Genomic DNA, 19,058 nt, shown 5'->3' on the forward strand with positions numbered 1-19,058 from the left:
ATATATCATTTGTTAATTATACGTTATGCAGTGGATAGATACGCACGCCCATTTATACAGTAAGGAATTTGCCCAGGACCGGGAAGCCATGATAGCCCGCTCCCTGGAAGCCGGTGTGCATAAAATGCTGTTACCCAATATAGATGAAGCTTCCATTCCCGGCATGCTGGACCTGGAAGCCCGGTACCCGGGGCAATGTTTTGCCATGATGGGGCTGCACCCCTGTTATGTAACGGAAAATGTAAAGGCCGAAATGGCCTGGGTGCGGGAGTGGCTGGAAAAACGGCCTTTCATAGCCGTAGGCGAGATAGGACTGGACTTTTACTGGGATAAAACCTTTACAGCCCAGCAGCACCAGGCCTTCCGGGAGCAGCTGGAAATGGCCAAAGCTTACCGGCTGCCGGTAGTGATCCACAGCCGGGAAAGCACCCGCGAGTGTATTGATGATGTAAAAGCCCTGCAGGATGGCGGCCTAAGCGGGGTATTCCACTGCTTTTCCGGCACGCTGGAAGAGGCCCGGGAGGTCATAGACCTGGGTTTTTACCTGGGCATAGGCGGGGTGGTGACCTTCAAGAAATCGGGCCTGGATAAAATAGTAGAACAAATTGACCTGCAGCATATTGTAATGGAAACAGATGCCCCTTATCTGGCGCCGGTACCCTACCGGGGCAAACGGAATGAAAGCGCCTACATTCCCCTTATTGGGCAGATGGTAGCGGATGTAAAACATCTAAAAATTGAGGAAGTGGCTGCTATAACAAGCAGCAATGCCCATAAATTATTCAAATCCATTTAATATATAAGTGGATACCTTTGCGGCAATTTTAGGTGTTTCGAGATGAGTAAAATCCTGATTATTTATACGGGCGGCACGGTAGGCATGATCTTCGACGAAAAGACGAAAGCATTGCGCCCGATAGGTTTTAATGAGATCCGTAATAATTTACCGGAACTGTACCGGATGGGGATCGATTTTTACGTGTACACCTTTAACCCGCCCATTGACTCATCCGACATGCACCCGGAAATATGGGTGGAGCTGGCCAGCATTATAGAAGACCGGTATGACCGCTATGATGGTTTTGTGATCCTGCATGGTTCCGATACCATGGCCTTTACTGCATCAGCCCTCAGCTTTATGCTGGAAAACCTTTCCAAACCGGTAATACTCACCGGCTCCCAGCTGCCTATTGGTAAGATCCGTACGGATGCCAAGGAAAATATTATCACTGCCATGGAAATTGCCGCTACCCGGCAAAACGGGCATGTGATGGTACCGGAGGTATGTATTTACTTCGACTTTTCCCTGTTCCGCGGCAACCGTTCCAAAAAATATAACGCGGAAAAGTTTGAGGCTTTTTATTCCATGAACTACCCGCCCCTGGCCGAAGCAGGCATTGATATCAAATATAAAAGGGAATCCGTATTACCCCACCCGCAGCAGCCGCTGAAAGTGCATAAGCACCTGGATGATAATGTAACGGTGCTGAAAGTATTTCCCGGCATTACCCGTAAATGTGTGGAAGCTACGCTTAGTGTGCCCGGGCTTAAAGGCGTAATACTGGAAACCTTTGGTAACGGCAACGCCAACACGCAGCCCTGGTTTATTGAAAGCTTAAAAAAGGTAATTGATAAAGGCGCCATTGTAATAGATATCACACAGTGTGATGGTGGCTCCGTGGAGCTGGGTAAATATGAGACCAGCCAGTACCTCAAAGAGATAGGTGTTATAAGCGGCCATGATATGACGTTTGAAGCAGCCATCACAAAACTGATGTTCGTACTGGGCCAGGAGCTGCCCCTGGAAGACACCAAACGCCTGATAGAACAATCCCTGCGCGGCGAGCTAACACCTATTACCGATTAAATATGCAGATGTGCAAATATGTGAATGTGTAAATGAATTGAGACGAATGTCTTTCATCCGCACATATACTTATTTGTACATCTCCACCTCTCTTTTGTAACTAACGTGCGCCCTCAAACGTTATCAAATAACACGGATTCTCCCGGAATTTTTTTTTATTTTTAAAACCTATAATGCTTATCTGACCTTCATACAAATGAAATATTTTCTGCTGCCACTGCTGCTGGTATTGTTTGTTACGAAGCCCTTATGTGCGCAAACAGTACTGTGCACAACCAATGGGCAAACTCCGGAAACAGCTTTCCCGGTGTGCGGTACTAAAACCTTCACACAGGCATCCGTACCTATCTGTGGCGGCAGAACTGTTCCTGGCATTAACTGTCCGGATGTATACACTGATAAAAATCCTTTCTGGTATAAATTTACCTGTTTCACCACCGGCACCCTGGGTTTTACCATTACCCCGCATACCTTGCAGGAAGATTATGACTGGCAGCTGTTTGATGTTACCAATCGCAATTTACGGGAAGTGTTCACCAACAAACAGCTGTTCGTAGCCTCCGGCTGGTCCGGCGAGTATGGCATTACCGGCGCATCCAGCGCAGGCGCTGCACATGAGGTATGTGGCGGTTTTGGCCAGCCCTTATGGAGCTCCATGCCGGTTATACAAAGAGGACATGAGTACCTGCTGCTCATCAGCCATTTTTCCGATTCACAAAGCGGGTACGATCTTGCTTTTAACGGTGGCACCGCCAGCATTACAGACCCCGGGATCACGAAGATAGATCATGCAGGTTACCATTGCGGCGTACCGGGTATTGGGGTAAAGCTGAATAAAAAAGTACGATGCAACAGCCTGGCCGCCAATGGCAGCGATTTTGCGCTAACCGGCGCAGGGGTAACCATTACCGGGGCTACAGGTGTAAATTGTGATGTGAATGGGTTTGATATGGACTCCATTATATTAACCCTTAGCGGGCCTTTACCGCCCGGCAATTACAGCATAAGCTTAAAGAACGGTACAGATGGTAACTCGCTGCTGGATTACTGTTCCAATCCAGCCCCCACCGGTCCAAACGTACCGGTTACTCCTTTTATGGTAGATGTACAAATGCCCTCTTACCTGGATCATATTGAACCGGTAAGCTGCAAACCGCAGCAGGTAAAGGTGGTATTATCCGATCCGGTGCGCTGCAGCTCCATTGCAGCCAATGGCAGTGATTTTACTATCAGCGGCAGCAACGCCGTTAACATACAAAGCGCCGCAGGCATTTGCCAGAATGGGCTTACAGATACTGTTATCCTGCAGCTGGCCAGCCCCATTTACCGGGGCGGCGCCTACCAGGTAACCTTAAAAACCGGCAGTGATGGTAATACCTTATTAAGTGAATGCTGGAAGCCTACACCTGCAGGCACCTCGCTTCCCTTTAATACCAGCGATACCGTGAATGCGGATTTCACCTACACCATGCGCCTGCATTGTGAATATGATACATTAGCATTAACACACAATGGCGCCAACGGCGTAAATAAATGGGTATGGAACTCTGATGGCAATACATTCAGCAATGCGCAAAACCCCATTAAATCCTATGATGTTTTTGGCCCGCATACCATTCAGCTAACCGTATCTAATGATGTTTGCAGCGACAGCAGCACACAGAATATTCTGCTGGACAATGAGCTGCATGCAGATTTCACCGCATCTGCCGACATACTATGCCCGCAGGATGCTACTACTTTTACCAACAAAAGCAGTGGCAAAAATATTATTGGCTACCGCTGGCTGTTTGGGAATGGTATAGTTACCACAGCAACGAATCCATTACCGCAAAGCTATCCGCAGTTAAAAGAAGACAGGGATTATAATGTGATGCTTATTGCGCAAAGCAGCATGAACTGTTTTGATACGGCTTATCACCTCATTAAAGCCGTGGCCAGCTGCTATATAGATGTGCCCACAGGTTTTACCCCGAATGGCGATGGTACAAATGACTACCTGTATCCGCTAAACGGTTATAAAGCAATTAACCTCAAATTCTCCATTTTCAACCGCCTGGGCCAGCTTATTTTTGAAACCAACGACTGGCGTCATAAGTGGGATGGTACTGTATCCGGAAGGCCGCAACCTATAGGCACCTATGTCTGGATGCTTAGTTACACCAACAAAGATACCGGCGAAAAAGTATTCAAGAAGGGCGTAACCGTTTTACTACGGTAACGCATATACTACTTTGTCCATTATAGCTATTTAATAGTACTGCGGCCTAATTCAACAGTTTTTAGTTAATATTGCTTTTAACAATGCGTCCATTAAACGAACGTATCGGAAATTTAATTCCATGTATGAGCGGACCCATTAACGTTAGTATAAACCTGCTTAGTGAGTTATTCTAGTCAACCTAATCTATAACAACCACATCACGTAATGAACGTTTTGATTGCGCCTGATCAAATTAAAGATCCGGGTCAAGAGATAGTTATCCCAGATCATCTTCACCCCTACCTGGTGCCCTGGGGCACCAGGCAATACCGGCAATATAAGTTTGGCACTATCCTTACCCAAACTTTTTTGCACAAACATTACCGCATTTATATTTACCGGTTTATGATAACCCAGCCGGTGAACCTGTTCTTTGCTGTAGACGAGCCTACCATTGCATTACGGCATATGCTGGAAGGCAGTGTTTATGCAGAGGTGCAGGGCTTTGGCCGTGTGGAGCTGGAGCCGCAGCGTTATAACTTAATATACCTGCCTACCAGTATTAATGAAGCATGGTTTGAGGCCGGCCCCGCAGAATCTTTACACATGGAGCTGGAATATACCTGGCTGGAAGAAATGGCAGAAAGCAATGAGGAGATAGCAGAGCTTATGAACCGTGTAATGACGGTTAGTAATGAAGGCAAGCTGATGCAGCCTGCGCTCATAGACTATAACGTGCATGAAACCTTACACGCTATGCGCCATAGCCAGGAAACCGGTGGCATCCTGCTCATGGAATTTAAAACCGGCATTCTTAAAATACTTACCCAGTATGGCAAAGTGCTGAAGGAACAGGATCAGCTGGATGGCTTACCGGATATACCTAATAAGGAGCTGCTGGTAAAAATATGGGAAATGGTAAAAGCCAATCCGCATATTCACCATACACTGGCCAGGCTGGCGCGTATGAACCATATGCATGAAAAAACATTAAGCCGCCATTTTCAGCGCCTGTTTAAAATAAGCTTGCCGGCTTTTGTGCATAAGCAATGCATGGCGCGGGCATATCACCTGATCACCACAACAGAGCAAAACCTGTCGGATATTGCTTATGATCTTGGCTATACAGAGATCAGCAATTTTAACCGTGCATTTAAAAAACACCATGGCATTCCCCCGCAGGCACTACGAAATATGCGATAAAATTATCCAGTGAGATTGTCCGGAAATGATGCGAAGAAAGTACAACCCGGATAAGCAATAATTCTTCATTTCTAAGGAATTTTATAACCGAAGCACGGCATCATATGCACCATTTTTCATATCAATGCCAGTAACGCAGCGCAGAGAGAACCATTAGCTTTCGTTATATATATAAGGCGACTCACGCCTGGTTCCGTTGTTCCCACCGGTGGCAGACGCCCATCACGCTGAAGGGATGGGTACTGCTCCGGTAAAAGTTTTGAGATAAGATACGTTTAACAAACTTTCTATCACACTCAACTAGGTTCACTACCTATATGGTGTCTTTATGGTTATTTGAACATATAGCATGTTCTACCTTTCCAGGTGGAACGCTTTCCCTTGTAACACAACATTTTCCATCACCATGCTTTTCCCTCCCTCCTGTCCGTGTCCAAAACCGGATACGGCAGGTTGTATATTTTTTTTGTCAGGAATAGGATCTTTAAAATCTCCTTTTCGGTATGCTACGTATATTAACAGAATAATAGCGTCTGATTGATTGTTTGTCCCCATGTGAAACAGCTAAATAGCATCTGATAACCTTAGCGCCAACTCCTCAGAACAGCCGGTGCAAAGGCTATCATTCCTATTTCCTGGCTTTAGCTTAAACCTGCAGGCAGAAATGGTTCCGTGTTACAACATCAAATTAATTGTTTAAACACCTTTTTTCCATGGAAAAACATGCATTCAACAAACCCGCTGAAAAATGGCTGCTCATTGAGCGCGAAGACACACACAATTACACCGCCGCAGAAAATATTCCCGATGAATACCTGCAGCTGATCATGCCTTATGCCGGTGCTTATTTTTATCGCGATGAAGATTGTGATATGTTAACCCAACACATTAAGGTAGGCGAGTTCTCTATATTCGGTCATGATATCTTTGCCCGCCAGTACTTTATCCTGCGGCCTTATACCAGCCAGCATATCCTGGCACTGCACTACATGCACGATGATACCATCCACGCCATGATCGACCACATGGGACCTTTCCGGCTGAGCGAAAAGGAGGTGAACCTCTTTAGCCTGCATGCGGATTTTCATACTGCTGCACTGGATGTTGGCCAGCGGATCACCAGCTTTCACATTAATGTAAAACCGGCTATGCTGCCTGCGCTGGTAGCCAAGTTCCCTGCCCTGCAACCACTTACCTTAGAATCCACGGAACACTTAAACGGGCCTTTGAACAAGCAGCCGTACCAGATCAATTTCGTAGGCTCTTTATTACTCAGCAAGCTGTTATCCTGCCGGTATGTAGGCATGCAGGCGGAATGTTACCTGTACCGCTGCTGTGTGGATCTTTACCAGAACTTTGCCATACAGTATGCGCAATCCTTACAGGAGCCCGCGCACCTGCCGGATTCGCAGATAGCGCTCATGTACCGCGTGCTGGAATATATTAAAACGCATATACCGGAAAGGTTCACCAGCAAAGAGCTGGCGGTGCGGTTCAATATCCCGGAGGCATTGCTGCGTACAGCCTTTGAGCAGGTGTTTGCCACGCCGGCAGATGACTTTATTCTGCAGCAAAGAATGATGACGGCCTATGACCTGCTGCTGCAAACCCGGTCAAGCCTGAATAGCATAGCTTACCGCACCGGTTACCGTAACCGGCTGGCGCTTACAGTGGAATTTGAAAAGTATTATGGATATGATCCTATTGCCATCCGTAATGCGCAATAGTTTAAGATAACAGCTTTACCACCAGGCCGGTCCACCCGGTCTGGTGTTCAGCGCCTGCCCCACGCCCGTTATCCCCATGAAAATATTCGTAAAAGAGCAGGTAATCCCGGAAATGAGGATCAAACTGCATTTTGTTATTAGCTCCCATAGCCGGGCGGCGGCCATGTTCATCACGCAGGAACAGCCGCACCAGGCGCTTGCTTAGCTCCGCTGCTATTTCCTTCAGGCATAAATAATTGCCGCTGTGGGTAGGGTACTCCACCCGGAAATCATCCCCGTAATAATGGTGAAAATGTTTCAGGCTTTCAATGATCAGGAAATTCACCGGCATCCATACCGGTCCGCGCCAGTTGCTGTTACCGCCAAACATGCCGGTAGTGCTTTCTCCCGGGGCATAGGCTACGGTAAACTGGTTGCCATCCAGCCAGAACTCGTAGGGGTGCTGTTCATGGTACTTGCTGAGGGACCGTATGCCATAATCGCTCAGGAACTCCGTTTCATCCAGCATACGGCGCAAGATGCGTTTCATACGGTGCCCCCGCAGCAGGCTCAGTAAATGCTTTTCCCCGCTGCCTTTCTCATACCAGCGGCTTACCAGCCCGGCCAGGTCCGGCCGGAAGCTCAGGAACCACTTTAACCGTTCCGTAAACTCCGGCTGCGTGGCAAAGACCTCCTCATCCAGCACGGCCACGGCAAACAGGGGTATAAGGCCCACCATGCTGCGCACCTTCATTTTTTGAACCCCGTCGTTGGTAAAACGTATCTGGTCGTAATAAAATCCATCTTCTTCATCCCACAGGCCTTCCCCGCTGGCTTCTTCTCCAATACGGCTAATAGCGCCGGCTATGTACAGGAAGTGCTCAAAGAACTTGGTAGCCATATCCGCATACACCTTATTGTGCTTGGCCAGCTCCAGGGATATGCGCAGCATGTTTAAACAGTACATGGCCATCCAGCTGGTGCCATCTGCCTGCTCAATATAACCACCGGTGGGCAGTGGCGCGGTACGGTCAAACACGCCAATATTATCCAGGCCTAAAAAGCCGCCTTCAAAAATATTGTTGTCATTAGCATCCTTACGGTTTACCCACCAGGTAAAATTGAGCAGCAGCTTATGGAAAATTGATTCCAGGAAAGAGATGTCCTCTTTACCATCGTTATATTCCCGGTCCAGCTGAAACACCCGGTAGGCGGCCCAGGCATGCACCGGCGGGTTCACATCTCCAAAAGCCCATTCATAGGCAGGCAGCTCCCCGCTGGGATGCATATACCATTCGCGGGTAAGCAGGCTGAGTTGCTCCTTGGCAAACCCGCTATCTATCATAGCCAGGGGAATGCAATGGAAAGCCAGGTCCCAGGCGGCATACCAGGGGTACTCCCATTTATCCGGCATGGAAATAATATCTTCATTATTCAGGTGCTGCCACTCTTTATTACGGCCGTTCAGCCGCTCTGCAGGCGGCGTAGGTTGTGTGGGATCGCCTTTGAGCCATTGGGCTACATAGTAATAGTAGAATTGTTTATTCCACAACATACCGGCAAAGGCCTGGCGCTGCACCATTTTTTCATCATCCGTACTGAGCTTTTTTTGCAGGGTTCCGTAAAATTCATCGGCTTCCTGCAGGCGGGTGCTGAACACGGCATCAAAATCCGCAAAAGGATGAGACTCCGTACCTTTCATTAAGCGCAAACGGATGCTGACCGCGCCACCGCCTTCAATGGTCACCTCGTAATTGGCGGCAGCTTTAGTGCCCTGCTGCGTATCATTTACCGCAGCCGTATGGCCATGCACCAGGTAATCATTGATCCCGTCTTTATAAAAACGTTTCCCATCCTGGTAGTTATACAGGCGCGGAAAATTGGTTTCATTATCGGTGAATAATACTTCCGGGGCGCCTTCGCAATACAGCTGGTAATAGCCCAGGTCTTTATGGGAAATGTCTATAACATCTGCACCATTACCTGACAGCAGCGGCTGGCTTTTATCCGGCGCCCAGTCCCAGGTATTGCGGAACCACAGGGTGGGTAAGATGTGCAGGTGTGCCGCATTTTTTGCGCGGTTATGTACGGTGATCTTTATAAGCAGGTCTTCCGGCGCTGCTTTGGCGTATTCCACAAATACATCAAAGTATTCATCGTTATCAAAAATGCCGGTATCAATTATTTCATACTCAGGATCCTGCTTGCCGCGGCGGCGGTTCTCCTCCAGCAGCTGTGTATACGGAAATGCCTGCTGCGGGTATTTGTACAGCATTTTCATGTAAGCATGCGTAGGTGTATTATCCAGGTAGTAATACAGCTCCTTTACATCCTCCGCATGGTTACCTTCATGCCCGTTCAATCCAAAATATCTTTCTTTAATGATGGGGTCTTTTTTGTTCCACAGCGCAATGGCAAAGCAAAGCAGCTGCTGGTCATCGCAGATGCCGGCAATACCTTCTTCTCCCCAGCGGTAGGCCTTGCTGCGCGCCATATCGTGCGTGGTATAATTCCAGGCATTACCATCGGCGCTGTAATCTTCCCGCACGGTTCCCCACTGCCGGTCTGTTACATACGGTCCCCATTTTTTCCATTCTTTCTGTCGCAACCTTGCTTGTTCTTTGTTCATTTCATCTGTTGTTTATAGATCCGTTACAAAAGTATTTGTTGATCTGTTGGTTGTATGGGAGATGGTATATTATCATGGCCCAGCATTTCCAGTAAATTAATTTCAATGGTGCGGCTTATGCTATCCAGCGGAACAGCCATCATTGTGGCGCCAAAAGGGTTCATAATGCTGATGCCGTTCTGGTGTGTTACATGAAATACAAATCCGAATGCCCAACCGAATAATATAGACCATGCGCCTATGCTTTCACTCATCATCAGTGTATTCAGCACCACATAGAACCAGATAAACACACGCGTAAAAAATAAATAGCTGGGCGGGAATACAGTATTTTTTATTCTTTCTGATTTTCCCATGCTATCACAATGCCTGATCAGCAAAGCGTTCAGCTCGCGGAAGCGGAAGCCGTCTATTACGCCCTGGCGGGTGAGCAGCTGCAGATCTTCTGCCTGCAGGTTTAAAATAGCATTGGGAATGTTGCTTTGCATTTTTACGCGTTCCTCCTCTGCTTCGCTGAGGTAACCGGCGTAGTATACATCTTCCGGTGTTTTTCTCAGGGATGATTTCAGCGCGTACAGGAAAGCCAGCTGCCGGTATATCATACGGCGGGTAATGTGCGGGGCTTCTTCATTATCCTCTGTAGCGCAGTTATACAGCAGGCAACGGGCCCATGACCGGGAATCGTTCACCAGCTCCCCCCAGACCTTGCGGGCCTCCCACCAGCGGTCGTAGGCCTGGTTGTTGTTAAACCCGATGAAAAAGGCAATAGCTGTACCCAGCACAGTTGATATGCTGATTGGTATGGAGATCTGCGTGTCCAGCCAGTAATTATCTATCAGGTATGCAATGGTGCAGCATGCCAGGATCATTAAGTCCACCCGCCAGGTAAGCCTGAAAACCTGGGTTAGCGAAAGCCGGTCGTTCAACAGCATAAATTCCGATTATACCTAAAAGTTACTCTATAAGGGGGAGATGAGCAAATTAGGTGGGAAGCGCTTACCAACTTCCTGTTCTGCAAAATCACCTGAAAAGCACACATCCGCAACTCAATTGCGGGTTGTTGGCTGCTTGTGCTTGCTGGTCTTGTTAGGGTGTGGTCTGGCGTGCTTTGCAGGTCCGGTTCCGGCCTGTACCCGCCTGTGCGTGCGGCTATCAGGCGGCATCAAGCGAATGGGCGTTGGAGGTGCATGGGCAGTGCCGGGCGTGTCACGCCGGCCAAAGGGCCGTCATCCGGAACCTGCGGACGCACTGCGGGGTTGGTAGCTTGCACAGTTAGTGTTTGATCTGGTGTGCGTTGCAGGTCCGGTTCCGGCCTGTACCCGCCTGTGCATGCGGCTATCGGGCGGCATCAAGCGGATGGGCGTTGGAGGTGCATGAGCAGCACCAGACGTGTCACGCCGGCCAAAGGGCCTTCATACGAACCTGCGGACGCACTGCGGAGTTGGTAGCTTGCCTGATTAGTGTGTGATCTGGCGTGCTTTGCAGGTCCGGTTCCGGCCTGTACCCGCCTGTGTGTGCGGCTATCGGGCGACATCAAGCGGATGGACGTTGGAGATGTCTGAGCAGCACCGGACGTGTCACGCCGGCCAAAGGGCCGTCATCCGGACCTGCGGACGCACTGCGGGGGTTGGGAGACTTGTCTGGTTTGCCGGTTGAAATGCTATACTTAATACAATTTTAACATCCTAACATCTTAATACCTTAATACCTTTATGCCTTTGTACTCTACCACCTTCATATCTTTATACCCATCTACGTAATACAATGCCTGCAATGGCATGCTTAACTGTGTTGAAGCTGTAATGTAAGGGCGCTCCCCGTTTCGCTTGTTAAGAACCTTATCTCTAAACAGGAGCTACAACGGCTTGCCGCAGCAATGTGGAGCTGGGGCTTACCTATTTTTCCGGTGCGGAATTTTAAGTTGACCCTTCCTTTACCTTTTTTGCTCTTCTTTTATTCCCCCTTGCCATCCTTTTACCATCACCAACATGCCCCCTTACATGCCTCCTCTTAGACGGTCCCGCAATAACTGTTGCAGGCACTCCAAGACTGTTGTCCCGGTTTCTGATCGTTAAACCCAGCAATAATCACCTCAACAACAATAATTTCCGCGTACACTTTCCTTTTCGCAATACCCAATTCGTAATTCGTAATTAATTAATTCGTAATTGAATCCCTCTGCCCCATTCGTAATTCGTAATTGACAATTCGCAATTCCCGTTGATCTCCGGTTAAAATATTGCCACTTAACAAACTTAGATACTCCTATATTTACAATAATTCCATTATACTCAGGTTTAAATTGCTGACATGAAAAAAATTGTATATCTGACAGTTATAATGCTCGCATTCCACGGAGCAAGGCTGTTTGCGCAAGACTATCCCATACAGCCGGTACCTTTTACCGCGGTAAAAGTAACGGACCATTTCTGGGCGCCACGCATCCTTAGTAATTACAAGGTAACCATTCCCATTGCGCTGGAACAGTGTTACAAAACGGGGCGGGTTGATAATTTCCTGATAGCCGGTAAGCTCAAAAAAGGAAAGTTCAATACAGAATACCCGTTTGATGATACCGACATTTATAAGATCATTGAAGGCGCCAGCTATTCGCTGCAAACCTACCCGGATCCAAAGCTGGAAGCACAGCTGGATACGCTGATCTATTACATTGGCAAAGCACAGGAGCCGGATGGTTATTTATACACGAACCGCACCATTGCCAAAGACAGTGGAAAGCTGCATCCCTGGGCCGGAGAAAAACGCTGGGAAAAAGATCCGGACCTGAGCCATGAGCTGTATAACTGCGGCCATCTGTATGAAGCTGCTGCCGCGCATTACCTGGCCACCGGTAAAAAAAACCTGCTGAATATTGCTATTAAAAATGCCAACCTGGTATATCATGATTTTGTGGAAGGCGGTTTAAAATATTATCCCGGCCACCAGATCGTAGAAATGGGACTGGTAAAAATGTACCGTGTAACCCATGATAAACGTTACCTGGAGCTAGCTAAATATTTCCTGGATATCCGCAAGAATGGTACAGAATACAACCAGGCGCAGGCGCCCGTTACGGAGCAAACCCGCGCTGTAGGTCATGCTGTGCGCGCCACCTATATGTACAGCGGCATGGCAGATGTGGCAGCGCTTACCGGCGATAAAGGTTATGTGCAGGCGATAGATGCCATCTGGCATGATGTGGTGGACCATAAGATCTATATCACCGGCGGCATTGGTGCAGAAGCAGGTCATGAAGGTTTTGGACCGGATTATGCCCTGCCCAATATGAGCGCATATAATGAAACCTGCGCCTCCATTGGCAACATTTACTGGAACTATCGCCTGTTCCTGCTGCATGGAGAAGCCAAGTATTACGACGTGCTGGAACAGATCCTCTACAACGGTATGATCTCCGGCGTAGCTATTAACGGCGATCGTTTCTTTTATCCTAACCCGCTGGAATCAATGGGCCAGCATGAAAGAAGCGAGTGGTTTGGCTGCGCCTGCTGCCCCAGTAATGTGTGCCGCTTTATTCCATCTGTACCAGGTTATGTATATGCTACAGGTAAAGACCGTATTTATGTAAACCTGTTCATACAAAGCAAAGCTGCTATCCCCTTAAAGAAAAAAACAGTGGAGGTAGATCAGCAAACCAATTATCCCTGGGATGGCGATATTACTTTCACGGTGAACCCTGCAGGCAATCAAACCTTTGATATGGCCATCCGTTTGCCCGCCTGGTTAGATAAAGCGCCTATGCCCGGTGGTTTATATACCTATGCTACACCGGAAACAAAAAAATATACCATCACAGTAAATGGTGCGCCGGCTGAGGATTCCATTGAAAACGGCTATGCTGTTATTCACCGCAGCTGGAAAAAAGGCGATGTTATTAAAGTGAATTTTCCGATGGATGTACGCTATGTAAAAGCATCCGCACCCGTGAAGGCAGATGATGATAAAACCGCTTTGCAACGCGGCCCGCTGGTATATTGTTTTGAATGGCCGGATAATAACAAAGCCTCTGTACGTCATTTGCTGGTGAATGAGCAAAATGATGTCAGCACTACCTTTGAGCCCAACCTGCTGAACGGTGTGGAGGTAATACATACCACCGCGCTCACACAAACTATTACTGAAGATAATAAGGTGGTGCAGGAACCGGCCAGGGTTACCGCCATTCCCTATTATGCCTGGGCCAACCGCGGCGCAGGTGATATGACGGTATGGGTAGCAGATAAAGCCACTGCTGTTGTACCGCTGAAACCTGCTACCATAGCATCTAAAAGCACCGTGAGCGGTTCGCACAAAACAAAAGCTTTAAGAACATTGAATGATCAGCTGGAACCTTCCAGCTCACATGATGGCAGTGTACCGTACTACCACTGGTGGCCTTTAAAAGATACCTTACAATGGGTGCAGTATGATTTTGCAGCACCGGCAAAAATTTCCAGCGCACAGGTTTATTGGTATGATGACAGCCCCTGGGGCGGCTGCCGCTTACCAGCTTCCTGGAAACTACTGTATAAAGATCCTAGCGGAGAATGGTTACCTGTTAAGAACAGCAATGCCTACACGACAGAAAAAGATACTTTCAACAGCGTAAAATTTGATACGGTAGAAACCAGCGCGCTCCGGATGGAGGTACAGCTGCCTAAAGAACATGCAGCCGGCATCGTTGAATGGAAAGTAGAATAAAAATGTGGAGAAGCGCCACACTTTATATAGCTGTGCCACACCATAACGGTGTGGCACAGTTGCATATATACATTATCGCCATCCCCTGAAACCCTGCGTGGACTTAATGTACAAGTAACACTATGTTCCGTTATTTACGCATATGTATATGCGTGTTTTGCTGCACCTAATCCCTGTTTACCTGCGTTTTTTATCACTCCCTCACCCAATATCTTTGCTTCCATATACTGTAGTCAACAGATTTATTGTAAAAAAACCGGAGCGTAGTAGTACTTCTTGATTGTACAAACGACACCTATGCATGAGCTGATCTAATACCCTTTGGCCAAATCGATTTAGCACGTACTATATCTTGAGTTATTGAACCTATGGCATTATTCATTAAAACCTATAATCAGTTGACAAAACCGGCACCTGTAGATCTCTGCAAGGCATAACCCTGCAGGCACTTTCACGTGTCATTAAACAAACCAAATTATCCTAACATGAGAACCTTGAGAGTTACTACTCCTCCCGGCGGCTGGCTACGCCGGTTCAAGCAAGCATGCTGTTTATCCCTATTGCTATGGCAGGGCAGCGCACAGGCACAGGTTAGTCCAACCGTGCCGGCTACCACCAAACAGCACAGCAAACAGGTGATAGGTTATATCACCCAATGGGATGCCTGGAAAGACGTAGCAGGTATTGTACCGAAAGGCGGTTATAATCACCTGAACGTAGATTACTCCCAGTACACCATCCTGAACTTTTCCTTTTTTGGTGTAGCAAAAGACGGCTCACTGCACAGTGGTGACTTCCGGAACAAGAACATTTACCAGGTAGGCGCCGTACAGGAACCTGCAGCGCTGGTGAATGAAGACATTTACAGCAGCTGGGATATGTTCCTGCTGTATGGTGAGCTGGATGCTCCGCTGTATTATATCTCCGACGGCAGCTATGCCTACACGCTGGGTTACCGCAATGAAGGCAGCGGCTGGAAAAATGTGAACACCGGCGCTACCGGCGCATTTCCGCTGTCTGTTCCCAAGCAGGGCGGCGCACCGGGCGTAATAGACCTGGCCCACCAAAAGGGTGTAAAGGTAATGGCCTCTATCGGTGGCTGGAGCATGTGTAAGCACTACCCTGAAATGGCTGCAGATGCTACCAAACGCGCTAAGTTTGTGGCAGATTGTCAAAAGCTGATGGCTATGGGCTTTGACGGTATTGACTTTGACTGGGAATACCCTAATGATCCGGGTATGAACATTGAACATTACGGTCAGGTTGATTATACCAACTTTGCAGTACTGATCGAGCAGGTACGTGCTGCCATCGGCGCCAATAAGCTGATCACCGCTGCTTTCTCCGCTTCGCCCGCTAAGCTGCAGGGATTCCCCTGGTCACGGTTAAATAATTCCATGAATTATTATAACATGATGACCTATGACTTCAACGGTGGCTGGTCAAACAAAGCAGGCCACAACGCACCGTTGTATGATTACCCCGGTGCAGAATACAGCAACTTCTCTGTAGACGCTTGTGTAAAGGCTTTACGCACACTGGGCGTTAATATGAGCAAAGTGAACCTGGGAGCGCCTTTTTATGGCCGTGGTGTAATAACCAACGGCGCTGCCACGCTGAATGGTGCTACCACCAAACGTGCAGAAACTGTGCAGCCGGATGGCCCTATCCAGACCTGCGCAGATTATACCAACTGGGCAAAAGACCTGTGGGATGGTACTCCCAGCTATAGCTACATACTGCAGAACACCGGCTCCGGTTCCGGCTGGACAGAGTATTGGGATGATGTGGCTAAAGTACCTTACAAAACAAAAGGCAATTATTTCCTGAGCTATGATAACGAACGCTCTATTGGCGAAAAGGCAAAATATATCAATGATAATGGCCTGGGCGGCGTAATTGTATGGCAGGTATTCGGTGATATGACCGACATGACCAGCAGCACCACTCCCAAAGGAAAGCTGATCTATTGCCCCAATACCAAATCCAAGCTGGTAAATAAGCTGAATGAAGTATTTGCAGGTGGCAGCACCAACAATCCCAATGTGCCTCCCACTGTAAGCATTTCTTCACCGGCTAACAATGCCTCCTTCACTGCACCTGCCAGCATAACTATTACGGCTACTGCAGCTGACAGCGATGGCTCTGTTGCCAAAGTTGAGTTCTACAACGGCGCTACCAAGCTGGGTGAAAAAACTACAGCTCCCTATACTTACACATGGAGCAACGTAGGCGTTGGCACTTATGTTATTACAGCCAAAGCTACTGACGACAAAGGCGCTGTAACTACCTCTACTGCTGCTACAGTAGCAGTAACCTCCGGCGGCACTAATAACCCCGGCACCGGCAAGGTGGTGGTTGGTTACTGGCATAACTGGGGCGGTTCTACTGCACCGCAGTATATCCGTTTACGTGATGTTAACTCCAAGTACAATGTAATAGAGGTTGCATTTGCACTGGCCGGTTCTGACCAGGCTACCCTGAGCTTTACACCGGAAAACACTACCGTGGCTGATTTCAAATCCGATATTGCGCTATTGCAATCACAAGGCAGGAAAGTGCTGATCTCTATCGGTGGTCAGGATGGTATTGTTATTTTAGGTTCTGCCACTCAAAAAGCTGCTTTTGTAAGCTCACTGAAATCTATACTCGACACTTATAACTTTGATGGTTTTGACATTGACCTGGAAGGTGGTAACACCCTGATCCTGGATAATGGCGATAAAGACTTCACACACCCGACTACACCCAAGATCCAGAACCTGGTTTCTGCCATCAAGGAAGTAGTGAACTATCGTAAAGGCCAGGGTAAAGAATGCTGGCTCACGATGGCGCCTGAAACCTATTATGTACAAACAGCCTATGGCGCTGCGTATTCCCCGCTGGTAGGCGCTTATCTGCCGGTGATCTACGGTGTGAAAGATGAGCTGACCTTCATTCACCCGCAGCTGTATAACACCGGCTCTGTAACCGGGTTGGATAATAAAGTGTACAGCTCCTCCACCTCCGATTTCATTGTAGCTATGACGGAAATGCTGCTGGCTGGTTTCCCCGTAAGCGGCACCAACCTCACTTTCCCTGCCCTGCGTGAAGACCAGGTAGCATTTGGCTTACCGGCTAATACTTCTGCAGCAGGCAGCGGTTATACTACACCTGCCAATGTTAAGAAAGCCCTGGATTATCTGACCAAAGGCCAGTCTTACGGTGGCGTTTATACGTTAAGGAAAGCAGGCGGATATCCCGGTCTGCGTGGTATCATGACATGGTCCATTAACTGGGATAAATCCACTGCCGATGAATTTGCGAACAACTATTATGAGTACTTCTTTGGTACTACAAACCCGGGAAATAATCCTCCTGCTGTAAGCATCACATCTCCGGCAAACAATGCCACCTTTACGCCGCCTGCCACTGTAAGCATACAGGCCAGCGCAAGCGATAATGACGGCACTGTATCCAAAGTAGAGTTCTTCAATGGCGGTACCAAGCTGGGTGAAAGCACTGCAGCGCCTTACAGCTATAGCTGGGCGAATGTAGCTGCCGGCACCTATACGCTTACTGCCAAAGCTACTGACAACAAAGGCGCAGTAACCACATCAGCAGCAGTTACCATTGTGGTAGGCACCGGTAATAACAACGGTTGTAACGGTATTGCCGCATGGAGCGCAACCTCCGTTTACACAGCTGATATGCAGGTTGTTTACAACAGCAAAGTGTACAAAGCCAAATGGTGGACACAGAATGAGCAGCCTGACATCAACAGTGGCGATTCCAAAGTTTGGCAGTATGTAAGTGATTGTAACGGTAGCGGCAATAATGGCGCTCCCAGCATCAGCATCACTTCACCTGCTAACAACGCATCTTTTGCAGCACCTGCCAGCATCTCCATACAGGCTACTGCCACCGACAGCGACGGCTCTGTAGCAAAAGTGGAATTCTTCAATGGCGGCAGCAAATTAGGCGAGAGCACTTCTTCTCCTTACAGCTATACCTGGTCTAACGTAGCAGCAGGTACTTACTCCATCACTGCTAAAGCAACTGACAACTCAGGAGCATCCGCTTCTGCTGCTGTAACAGTAGTAGTAACCAGCGGTGGCAATACCGGCAACTGCGCAGGTGTAGCCACATACCAGCCGTACCCGAAAATTTACAGCAAAGGCGACCGCGTAGTGTATAACGGCATTCTTTATGAAAGCCAGTCAGATGCGCTGTACAACGTAACACCCGGTACTGCAGACTGGTGGTGGAAACCACTGGGGGCCTGCGGCGCCGCCCTGGCACGTACCAGCGTTAGCACCAGCGCACCTGCTGTAACACAGGAGGTGAGCAATGCTAACCTGTTAGTATATCCGAACCCGGTAACCGGCAGTGAACTGCAGGTACGGGTGGATGCACAGCCCGGCGACAGGTTACAGATCTCCCTGCTGGATATGAAAGGCAATGCGCCTGTATTAACAACACAACAAACGGCTGCCGGCAAAGGCACCCAGTTCATTAAACTGCAAACAGGCCAGCTACCTGCCGGTACCTGGATCCTGAAAGTAGAAAACAGGAGCACCCATCGAGTAGCCACTGCTAAAGTGATAAGGCTACAGTAATAGTTAAAAATGAAAAATGAAAATGGTCCCGGTTCATCCGGGACCATTCCCTTTTCTAACTAACATCCTATTTAACCGTTGTATGCAAAAAAATTTACACCATTTCTTTACATCCGCCGCAAATCCCCAACTTATCAGCCCTATAAAATATTAT

The 19,058-nt window shown here is 48.2% G+C and carries 9 protein-coding genes; 7 read left to right on the forward strand and 2 right to left on the reverse strand.

Features of this window, described 5'->3' with window-relative positions:
• The first annotated feature begins 25 nt into the window (after positions 1 to 25).
• From BMZ54_RS02235 to BMZ54_RS02260, 5 genes are all read left to right on the forward strand, one after another.
• Entirely contained in the window at positions 26 to 796 is a 771-nt protein-coding gene (locus BMZ54_RS02235) for a TatD family hydrolase (RefSeq protein ID WP_089906514.1), read from the forward strand.
• Positions 797 to 838: 42 nt separating this feature from the next.
• Positions 839 to 1,867, forward strand: a complete 1,029-nt coding sequence (locus BMZ54_RS02240) for an asparaginase (RefSeq protein WP_089906515.1) — start codon at positions 839 to 841, stop codon at positions 1,865 to 1,867.
• A 196-nt stretch (positions 1,868 to 2,063) separates the two neighbouring features.
• Positions 2,064 to 4,088 carry a T9SS type B sorting domain-containing protein gene (locus BMZ54_RS02245; protein ID WP_089906516.1) on the forward strand — a complete coding sequence of 675 codons (2,025 nt, stop codon included), beginning with the start codon at positions 2,064 to 2,066 and terminating at the stop codon, positions 4,086 to 4,088.
• 207 nt (positions 4,089 to 4,295) lie between these two features.
• Positions 4,296 to 5,273, forward strand: a complete 978-nt coding sequence (locus BMZ54_RS02250) for a helix-turn-helix domain-containing protein (protein WP_089906517.1) — start codon at positions 4,296 to 4,298, stop codon at positions 5,271 to 5,273.
• Positions 5,274 to 5,986: 713 nt separating this feature from the next.
• A complete protein-coding gene (locus tag BMZ54_RS02260) occupies positions 5,987 to 7,000 on the forward strand; it encodes an AraC family transcriptional regulator (RefSeq protein WP_089906519.1) in 1,014 nt (337 codons plus the stop codon).
• 1 nt (position 7,001) lies between these two features.
• Here BMZ54_RS02260 and BMZ54_RS02265 read toward each other — a convergent pair whose 3' ends face one another.
• The gene (locus tag BMZ54_RS02265) at positions 7,002 to 9,608 is read right to left on the reverse strand and encodes an MGH1-like glycoside hydrolase domain-containing protein (protein ID WP_089906520.1); all 2,607 of its coding nucleotides are present in this window, start codon (positions 9,606 to 9,608) and stop codon (positions 7,002 to 7,004) included.
• 23 nt (positions 9,609 to 9,631) lie between these two features.
• The gene (locus BMZ54_RS02270) at positions 9,632 to 10,540 is read right to left on the reverse strand and encodes a bestrophin family protein (protein WP_089906521.1); all 909 of its coding nucleotides are present in this window, start codon (positions 10,538 to 10,540) and stop codon (positions 9,632 to 9,634) included.
• 1,378 nt (positions 10,541 to 11,918) lie between these two features.
• Here BMZ54_RS02270 and BMZ54_RS02275 point away from each other — a divergent pair.
• Both BMZ54_RS02275 and BMZ54_RS02280 read left to right on the forward strand, forming a co-directional pair.
• Positions 11,919 to 14,306, forward strand: a complete 2,388-nt coding sequence (locus BMZ54_RS02275; RefSeq protein ID WP_089906522.1) for a glycoside hydrolase family 127 protein — start codon at positions 11,919 to 11,921, stop codon at positions 14,304 to 14,306.
• Positions 14,307 to 14,791: 485 nt separating this feature from the next.
• Complete coding sequence (locus tag BMZ54_RS02280) at positions 14,792 to 18,904, forward strand: glycosyl hydrolase family 18 protein (RefSeq protein WP_089906523.1); 4,113 nt, start codon at positions 14,792 to 14,794, stop codon at positions 18,902 to 18,904.
• Positions 18,905 to 19,058: the final 154 nt, after the last annotated feature.

The organism is Chitinophaga rupis (genome assembly GCF_900109685.1).
In the GTDB taxonomy this organism is placed as follows: Bacteria; Bacteroidota; Bacteroidia; order Chitinophagales; family Chitinophagaceae; genus Chitinophaga; species Chitinophaga rupis.

What these genes read in the sequence shown, in the direction of transcription:
- BMZ54_RS02245 (WP_089906516.1), top strand. Translation starts at nt 2,064, where the DNA reads ATGAAATATTTTCTGCTGCCACTGCTGCTGGTATTGTTTGTTACGAAG.
- BMZ54_RS02260 (WP_089906519.1), top strand. Translation starts at nt 5,987, where the DNA reads ATGGAAAAACATGCATTCAACAAACCCGCTGAAAAATGGCTGCTCATT.
- BMZ54_RS02240 (WP_089906515.1), top strand. Translation starts at nt 839, where the DNA reads ATGAGTAAAATCCTGATTATTTATACGGGCGGCACGGTAGGCATGATC.
- BMZ54_RS02250 (WP_089906517.1), top strand. Translation starts at nt 4,296, where the DNA reads ATGAACGTTTTGATTGCGCCTGATCAAATTAAAGATCCGGGTCAAGAG.
- BMZ54_RS02235 (WP_089906514.1), top strand. Translation starts at nt 26, where the DNA reads ATGCAGTGGATAGATACGCACGCCCATTTATACAGTAAGGAATTTGCC.
- BMZ54_RS02280 (WP_089906523.1), top strand. Translation starts at nt 14,792, where the DNA reads ATGAGAACCTTGAGAGTTACTACTCCTCCCGGCGGCTGGCTACGCCGG.
- BMZ54_RS02265 (WP_089906520.1), bottom strand. Translation starts at nt 9,608, where the DNA reads ATGAACAAAGAACAAGCAAGGTTGCGACAGAAAGAATGGAAAAAATGG.
- BMZ54_RS02275 (WP_089906522.1), top strand. Translation starts at nt 11,919, where the DNA reads ATGAAAAAAATTGTATATCTGACAGTTATAATGCTCGCATTCCACGGA.
- BMZ54_RS02270 (WP_089906521.1), bottom strand. Translation starts at nt 10,540, where the DNA reads ATGCTGTTGAACGACCGGCTTTCGCTAACCCAGGTTTTCAGGCTTACC.